This window comes from Actinomadura sp. NPDC048032 (assembly GCF_040653175.1).
In the GTDB taxonomy this organism is placed as follows: Bacteria; Actinomycetota; Actinomycetes; order Streptosporangiales; family Streptosporangiaceae; genus Spirillospora; species Spirillospora verrucosospora.
Window position 1 is genome coordinate 1 of sequence record NZ_JBEZJP010000404.1, and the last position, 7,538, is coordinate 7,538.

The window sequence follows — 7,538 nt, forward strand, 5'->3', positions numbered from 1 at the left end:
GCAGGCGACGCCCCCCGCGTGGGGCCACAAGAAGAAGAACGGCTGACATGCGGCGCGGTGAACCTAGGCGGACAGGTCGACGTCCGGCGGCAGCGCCCTCGGCTCGCCCGACGTGCGGACGTCGACCGCGACGCCCGCGTCCCCCGCGGCCTCGGCGAGGCGGGCGAGGTCGTCCAGGCCGGGAGCGGGCCCGAGCGGCGCGGCGCCGGGGTCGTCCCTGCGCAGGGCGGTGAGCATCCTGCGCAGCCCCGACAGGGTGTCGCGGCTGGTGGCCTCGATGGCGTCCAGCGCGTTGCGGGCCTCGGCGGGCTGGGTGTCGATGACCCGCCCGCCCACGCCCGCCTGGATCGCGATGATCCCGATGCTGTGGGCGACCATGTCGTGCAGCTCCCGCGCGATCCGGAGCCGCTCGGCCGCGACGGCCTGCGCGGTGGCCTGCTCCCGCATCGCCTCGGCGTGCGCGCGCCGCGTCCTGAGCGAGTTCCCCGTCATGTACGTGACGGCCGCCGCCAGCAGGATCGTCATCAGCAGGATCTCGTCGGCGTTCAGGAAGGCGGTGACGGCCGCGGCCTGGAGGACGCCCGTCGCGGCGCCGACGGGCACGGAGACCTTCCGCGGGCGGGTCGCCGCGATGTAGCCGGACGAGACGTCGGTGATGAGGACCAGCAGGCCGGCGACCGCCCCGGACGGCAGCGACACCATGGCGAAGACCCAGGCGAGGAGCAGGATCGCGTGCGCGGCGAGAGCCCGCCGCAGCAGCAGGGACAGCACGAGGACCGTGAGCCCGGCCGCGACGGGGATCTCCAGCTGCTGGAAGGCGGACCTCCCGTGGGAGAACGTGAGGAACACGACCACCGGGTACACGGCGGCGCCGCTCCAGGCGAGAACCGTCCCCGCGCCGCGGCTCACGCGGCGCACCGGCAGGGCTGACATGCGCCGATCGTAACCGCCGCCCCCGTCCCGGCACATTGGCCCGGAGGCGTAATCCCGCAGGCTACAAGCGCCTTTCGCCAATGTGGCCGGTGGCCCGATGCGCCGCGGGCGCCTCCGCCGAGACCGTTGCCCGGGTGAAGCGCTGGGCACCTTTCCTTCTGGCCGCCGAAGTTCTCGGAATCGCCGTCTTCTCCGCCGTCTACGACTCGCTGGATTTCCGCATCTACCGGCTCGGCGGGCATGTCTTGACGGATGGCTCGCGCCTCTACCAAGGACAGCTCGCCGAGCACTATTTCACCAACACGCCTTTCATGGCCGCGCTGTTCACTCCGTTGGCCGCGCTCCCTCTCACCCTCGCCCGCATGCTGTGGCAACTGTCCTCGCTGGCGGCCTTCGTTTGGGCGTGCGCGCTCACCGTGCGAATGGCCGGTCGCGACATCTCCCTTGTCCTGGTGGTGGCCGCGGGCCTGCTCCTCCAACCGGTCTGGCAGTCGTTCTTCCTCGGCCAGGTCAACCTGATCCTGCTCGCCCTGATCCTCGCCGACCTGCGTCGGGTCGCGCGCGGGCGTCCGGCCGGAATCGGCGTCGGCGTGGCGACCGCGATCAAACTGACGCCGGCCGTCTTCGTCGTGCTGCTCCTGCTGAGCAGGCGGACGAAGGACGCGGTCACCGCCACCGCGACCTTCGCCGCCTGCACCTTCCTCGCCTACGCCATCGCGCCGGACGCGTCCCGCGTCTACTGGTCGCGCACCTTCTACGACACCTCTCGCGTGGGCGTGACCTACATCAGCAACCAGTCCCCCTATGGCGCGCTGGCCCGCGTGTTGCGGGGCACGGCCGAGGTGGGCGGCTGGTACACGGCGATACCGCTGGCCATCGCCGTCTCCGGCCTCGCGGTGGCCGCCCTCTGGGCTCGACGAGGCGACTGGCTGAGCGCGACGGCCGTCACCGGCGCGACGGGCCTGCTCGTCTCCCCGGTCTCCTGGGCGCACCACTGGGTGTGGATCGTCCCGGCGCTGGCGGTGCTCCTCCGGAACGGCCACCGGAAGAGCGCCCTGGCCGCCTTCATCGTGTTCGCCGTCTCGCCGTTGTGGTGGACGCCCCACAACGGCGACCCGCGCGAGTACGGCTTCCACGTCCTCCTGACCCCGGTCGCCAACTGCTACCTGCTGGCGGGCCTGTCCTTCCTGGCGTACGCGGCGATCCGCCTCCGGGTCAGCCCGCCGGCTCCGTCCAGCGATCGTGGTGGACGGCGGCGTCCAGTGCCCTGCGCCGCCGCCAGCCGTGCCGTTCGAGATCGGGAACGGATTCCAGGTGGGTGACGGGGCCGAGGCAGAGCCAGGCGACCGGGCGGATCGTCTCCGGGATGCCGAGCAGGTCGCGCAGGTGCGGCTCCCGGTAGAACGACACCCATCCGACGCCGAGGCCCTCGGCGGTGGCGGCGAGCCACAGGTTCTGGATCGCCAGGCACACCGAGTACAGCCCCGCGTCGGCGATCGCGTGCCGCCCGAGGACCGCCGGGCCGCCGCGCTCGGGATCGTAGGTGACCACGACCGACAGGCTGGACTCCAGGATCCCGTCGATCTTGATCCGGGCGAACCGCTCGGCGGCGTCGCCCGTCAGGGTGGCGGCGAAGGCGGCGCGTTCGGACTGGACGTGCTCGTGGAAGGCCCGCCGGATCTCCGGGTCCCCCACGAGCACGAAGTCCCAGGGCTGGGACAGCCCGACGCTCGGCGCGGCGTGCGCGGCCTCCAGCACCCGGTCGAGGACGTCCCGCGGCAGGGGCGCACCGGTGAACTCGCCGCGCACGTCGCGGCGGCGGTGGATGGCGTCGTAGATGTCCATGGCAGGCGATTGTGCCCACGCCGGAGCCCGCGCCGCCCGCCGGGCGGGGGCGTCAGGGCCGTCCGGCGCCCGGGACGTCGACCTCGACGGTGAACACCCGGCCGCTGCCGGGCGCCACCGGCTCGGCCTCGGTCATGCCGCGCCATTCGGCGGCCGTGACGAACAGGGTGGTCCCGCCCGGCCCGCCCAGGACGCAGGCGAAGCCGCCGCGGTCGAGGCCGATCGTGCGCAACACCTCGCCGCCCTCCGCGACGCGCACGCACCGCCGGTTGGGGACGTCGGCGTACCAGACGGCGCCCTCCGCGTCGACGCAGATGCCGTCCGGGACGCCGTCGCCGAGGTCCGCCCAGGTCCGGCGGCCGGACAGCTCCCCGTCCGCGCCGATGTCGAAGGCCACCAGGCTGCCGCCGTAGGAGTCCGCGACGATCAGCGTGGCGTCGCCTGGCGTCACCGCCATGCCGTTGGGGAAGGCGATGCCGTCCGCCACCTCGCGCACGGAGCCGTCCGGCCGCACCAGGGCGACCGCCCCCGGCGCGAACTCCTCCCCCGCCATCGGGTCGAAGCCGGGCCGGTTGACGTAGACGTTGCCGCGCCCGTCGGCGACGACGTCGTTCCAGCCCGGCCGGCCGAGGTCGGCGTGGGCGGCCAGGGAGCCGTCCGGTTCCCGGCGCAGCAGCCGCCCGTCCGCCGAGGAGACGATCACCATGCGCCCGTCCGGCAGCCACGCGGTGCACAGCGGGAGCGAGGCGACCCGCGCCACCACCTCGTGCGCGCCGTCCAGCCCCACCGCGACGACCTCGCCCGCCGTCCAGTCGGAGAAGTACAACCTGTCGCCGTGCCAGCGCGGCGACTCGACCAGTCCGCGGCCGTCGAGAAGCGTCCGCACTTCGTCCATCGTCCTCACCGTCCTCCTCGGTTACCGATGTTCCGCCTTCTACACGAACGGCATCCGGCCGGATCGACACCGCGCCCCCGCCCACTCCGCGGTCCGCGTTCCGCTGGAGCCGGGACGACCCGAGTACACACTGGAAGGCCTCCGAGTGTGTATCGTGTGCCCCATGGCGAGACTCAACATCACGCTGCCCGACGAGCTTGCCGCCACGCTCCAGGGGCTCGCCGAGGACAAGAAGATCGCCTCGGTGTCGGGGTTCCTGGCGGACGGCGCGCGGCTCAAGCTGGCCTACCTCCGGGACGCCTCCACGATCGACGACCTGTTCGGGCCGCCGAGCCCCGACGAGCAGGCCATGGTCGACCGGCTGGTCGAGGGCGGCCCCTCGTCCCGCCGGGACGTCGCGTGATCACCGGTCACGTCTTCGACGCGACAGCACTCCTGGACCTCGCCACCGGCAAGACCGTCTACGTCCGCGCCCGGCTCCGGGCGTCCATCGCCCAGCACGCCACCATCGTCATCCCCGCGACGTCGCTCGCCCGCGCCTGGCAGCTCGTCCCCGACCACGGCCGCGCCGTGCTGGAGCGCCTCCCCGGCATGCAGGTCGTGCACGTCGACGACCTCGACGACGTGATCGCCCAGCAGACCGGCCTGCTCGTCACCACGATCCCGAACCTCGGCATGGACGCCGCCCAGGCCGCCTGGTCCGCCCGGTGGCGGCGCTGGCCCCTGATCACCGCCGAGCCCGGCCTCTACGCGTCCGTCCCGGGCGTCCGCGTGGAGCAGATCCCCTAGCGGGCCGCGGTCAGGTCGTGAGCTCCAGTTCCAGCTGCTCGTGGACGGGCCGCGGGGGCGGGGGCGGCGGAGCGGCCGGCCGGGAGCGGCCCGGCCACCACCAGTTGGCATGGCCGAGCAGGCTCATCAGCGCCGGGACGAGCATGAGGCGCACGATCGTGGCGTCCATGGCGACGGCGACCGCCAGCCCCAGGGCCATCATCTTCACCATCGGGTCCGGCTGCGGGACGAAACTGGCGAACACGAAGATCATGATGAGCGCGGCGGAGGTGATGAGGCGGGCGGTGGCCCCGATGCCGGTCACGACGGACTCGTGCGGATCGCCCGTCCGGTCGTACTCCTCCTTGATCCGCGACAGCAGGAAGACCTCGTAGTCCATGGACAGCCCGAAGATCAGGGCGAACATGAACAGCGGGATGAACGACATGATGGGGATCGCCTGGTCGACGCCGAACAGCTCGACGCCCCAGCCCCACTGGAAGACGGCCGTGACGACGCCGAACGACGCGCCGATCGACAGCAGGTTCATCAGCGCGGCCTTCACCGGGACGATCACCGACCGGAACGCGACGACCAGCAGCAGGAGCGCGACGCCCACCACCGCGACCACGACGGTCGGCATGCGGTCCCCGACCGTGGCGGCGATGTCGATGATCGCCGGGTTCTCCCCGCCGAGGTAGATCCGGGCGCCCGGATGCGCGTCCCGCACCTCCCTGATCTCCACGTTCCGCAGGCGGTGGACGAGGTCGGTGGTCGAGGCGGCGTGCGGCGCGTCCCGCGGGACGACCTGCACGATCGCCGTCGTGCCGGTCACGACGGGCTCCCCGACGAACACCACGCCGGGCACCTCGGAGAGCTTCTGCCGCAGTTCCTGCCCGAGCAGGACCGCGCGCTTGTCGGGCTTCTTGGTGGTGTCCGGCGCCCCCTTGGGAAGGGCCGGCTCCGGGGACGGGCTCGGCGCGGCCGCCGGCGCCGGACCCGTCAGGCCGGACAGCCCCTCCCGCCCCTTCACGGTCGGGACCACGCGCTTCGGCTTGGCGCGCTTCTCCTCGCCCGGCACCTTCGCGACCACGACGAACGGGCTGTAGTGGCCCGCGCCGAACTCCTCGGCGACGATGTCGTAGGCCTGCCGCGCCTCCATCTTCGGGGACGACATGCTGTCGGCCATCACCCCGAACCGCAGGCTGAGCGTCGGCACGGACAGCGTCAGCAGGACGAGCGTCGCGACGATCGCGTACGGCCAGGCGTGGCGGTCGACGTGGCGTCCCCAGGCCGTCCAGCGGGCGGAGCCGCGGTCCGGGCGCACCCGCGGCAGGCGGTACCGGTCGATGCGCGGCCCCAGGGCGCCGAGGATCGCCGGGAGCAGGGTCAGCGCCGCGGCGACCATGATGGCGACGGCCAGCGCGGCGGCGATCCCGATGCGCCCGATGAAGGCGATCCCGGACAGGAACAGCCCGCAGATCGCGAAGACGACGGTGCCGCCGGCGAACACGACCGCGTGGCCCGAGTGCGCCATGGCGCGCCCGACCGCGGTCTCGGCGTCGTCGCCCTCGGCGAGCTGCTGCCGGTAGCGCGTCACGATGAACAGGGCGTAGTCGATCCCGGCGCCGATGCCGAGCATGGCGGCGACCATCGGCGCGGTCGGCGCGATCTGGAACATCGACGCCAGGAAGTGGATCAGCGAGTACGCCACCGCCATCCCGCACAGCGACACCACGATCGGGATTCCCGCGGCGAGGAACGAGCCGAACGCCAGCAGCAGCACCAGCATCGCCAGCAGGATCCCGACGCCCTCCTGCGGCCCGCCCTTCGGCTGGTTGAGGATCATCGCGACGATCCCGCCGAACTTCACCTCCAGCCCGGCCATCCGCGCGGGCTCGACGGCCCGGTTCAGCGCGTCGAGGTCGGCGTGGCCGACGTCGCTCATCGTGCCGGTGAAGTTGAGCCGGACGACGACGGCGGCGTCGTCCTTCAACCCGCCCATCCCCTGCGCGTAGGGGTTCTCGACGAACGCGACCCGGTCGAGCTCGGAGATGTTCTCGATCGACTGCCCGACGGTGAGCGCGACCCTCCAGTCGGCGGGACTGGCCTGGCGCGTCTCGTGGAACACCACGGTCGCGGTCGGCCCGGTCATCGCGGGGAAGTCCTGCCCGAGCGTGTCGAGGGCGCGCTGGGTCTCGGTGCCCGGCAGGGTGCTCTGCTGGACGAACATCCCCCCGTGCGTCAGGCCGAGGACGCCCGCGCCGAGCATCACGGCGACCCAGAGCTCGAACACCGCGCGGCGCCGTCGCACGCAGAGCCGTCCGAGTGCCTCCAGGAAACGCGCCATGCCCGCAGAAAACACCCAATGCATGCAGTTTTGCAATAGATGCAACTTTGCAGGCATGGTAACGTGCGTCACATGGTGGAGGACGACGGCCGGCCGGGGCTGCGGGAGCGCAAGAAGATGCGCACGCGGCAGGCCATCGCGACGGCCGCGCTGCGCCTTTTCGCCGAGCGCGGCTACGAGGAGACGACGATCGCCGACATCGCGGCCGCCGCCGACGTCTCGCCCCGCACGTTCTTCAGCTACTTCCCCTCCAAGGAAGACGTGATCTTCGCCGAGATCGACGACCGGCTCGCCGAGGTCGCCGAGCGGCTGCGCCGCACCCCCGGCGAGTCCCCCATGGAGACCATCCGGCGCAGCATCGTGGACGTCCTCGAAGCGATCGTGGCCGAGCACCGCGACTACGGCCCGGTCCAGGTCGCCCTCATCCTGGAGCGCCCCGCCCTGCGCGCCCGGGCGCTCCAGCGCATGACCGACGCCCAGGACGCGATCGAGGCGCTGCTGCGAGAGCTGTGCCCCGGCATCTCCGAGATCGACGCGGTGGCCGCGGCGGGCATCGCGGTCGGCGGCATGCAGGCGGTCGTGGCGCACTGCCGCCGCGAGGGCTACGACCCGCTGTCCATGCGCACCGCCCTCGACCGCGCCGTGGACATCGTCGAGCACGGCCTCGATGCGCGCCGTGACGCGGGACTCCTCCACCGGCTCGGCGATCTCGATGCGTCCCTCGAAGGCGGCGAACCGGCCGCGGAC

At 72.6% G+C, this 7,538-nt stretch carries 8 protein-coding genes; 4 read left to right on the forward strand and 4 right to left on the reverse strand.

Annotated features, from left to right (window positions below):
- Positions 1-63: 63 nt before the first annotated feature.
- Positions 64-933, reverse strand: coding sequence for a histidine kinase dimerization/phosphoacceptor domain-containing protein (locus tag AB0C69_RS34450; protein ID WP_360359250.1), 870 nt, complete (start codon positions 931-933; stop codon positions 64-66).
- Positions 934-1,067: 134 nt separating this feature from the next.
- Between AB0C69_RS34450 and AB0C69_RS34455 the strand changes: the two genes are divergently transcribed.
- Positions 1,068-2,255 (forward strand): glycosyltransferase 87 family protein, encoded by a 1,188-nt coding sequence (locus tag AB0C69_RS34455; protein ID WP_360359253.1) that lies wholly within the window; start codon positions 1,068-1,070, stop codon positions 2,253-2,255.
- Here the strand turns inward: AB0C69_RS34455 and bluB are convergent.
- Positions 2,149-2,778 (reverse strand): 5,6-dimethylbenzimidazole synthase, encoded by a 630-nt coding sequence (bluB, locus tag AB0C69_RS34460; protein WP_360359256.1) that lies wholly within the window; start codon positions 2,776-2,778, stop codon positions 2,149-2,151. The two genes, AB0C69_RS34455 and bluB, sit on opposite strands and share 107 nt — an antisense overlap.
- Positions 2,779-2,830: 52 nt before the next feature.
- Positions 2,831-3,673 carry an SMP-30/gluconolactonase/LRE family protein gene (locus tag AB0C69_RS34465; protein ID WP_360359259.1) on the reverse strand — a complete coding sequence of 281 codons (843 nt, stop codon included), beginning with the start codon at positions 3,671-3,673 and terminating at the stop codon, positions 2,831-2,833.
- A 163-nt stretch (positions 3,674-3,836) separates the two neighbouring features.
- Here AB0C69_RS34465 and AB0C69_RS34470 point away from each other — a divergent pair, with 163 nt between their 5' ends.
- The gene (locus AB0C69_RS34470; protein WP_149263024.1) at positions 3,837-4,076 is read left to right on the forward strand and encodes a hypothetical protein; all 240 of its coding nucleotides are present in this window, start codon (positions 3,837-3,839) and stop codon (positions 4,074-4,076) included.
- Complete coding sequence (locus tag AB0C69_RS34475) at positions 4,073-4,462, forward strand: hypothetical protein (RefSeq protein ID WP_185031584.1); 390 nt, start codon at positions 4,073-4,075, stop codon at positions 4,460-4,462. The genes AB0C69_RS34470 and AB0C69_RS34475 overlap by 4 nt, the downstream gene beginning before the upstream one ends.
- 10 nt (positions 4,463-4,472) lie before the next feature.
- Here AB0C69_RS34475 and AB0C69_RS34480 read toward each other — a convergent pair whose 3' ends face one another.
- Entirely contained in the window at positions 4,473-6,791 is a 2,319-nt protein-coding gene (locus AB0C69_RS34480; RefSeq protein WP_360359262.1) for an MMPL family transporter, read from the reverse strand.
- A gap of 72 nt (positions 6,792-6,863) precedes the next feature.
- Here AB0C69_RS34480 and AB0C69_RS34485 point away from each other — a divergent pair.
- On the forward strand, positions 6,864-7,538 hold a 675-nt coding region (locus tag AB0C69_RS34485), incomplete at its 3' end, for a TetR family transcriptional regulator (RefSeq protein WP_360359265.1).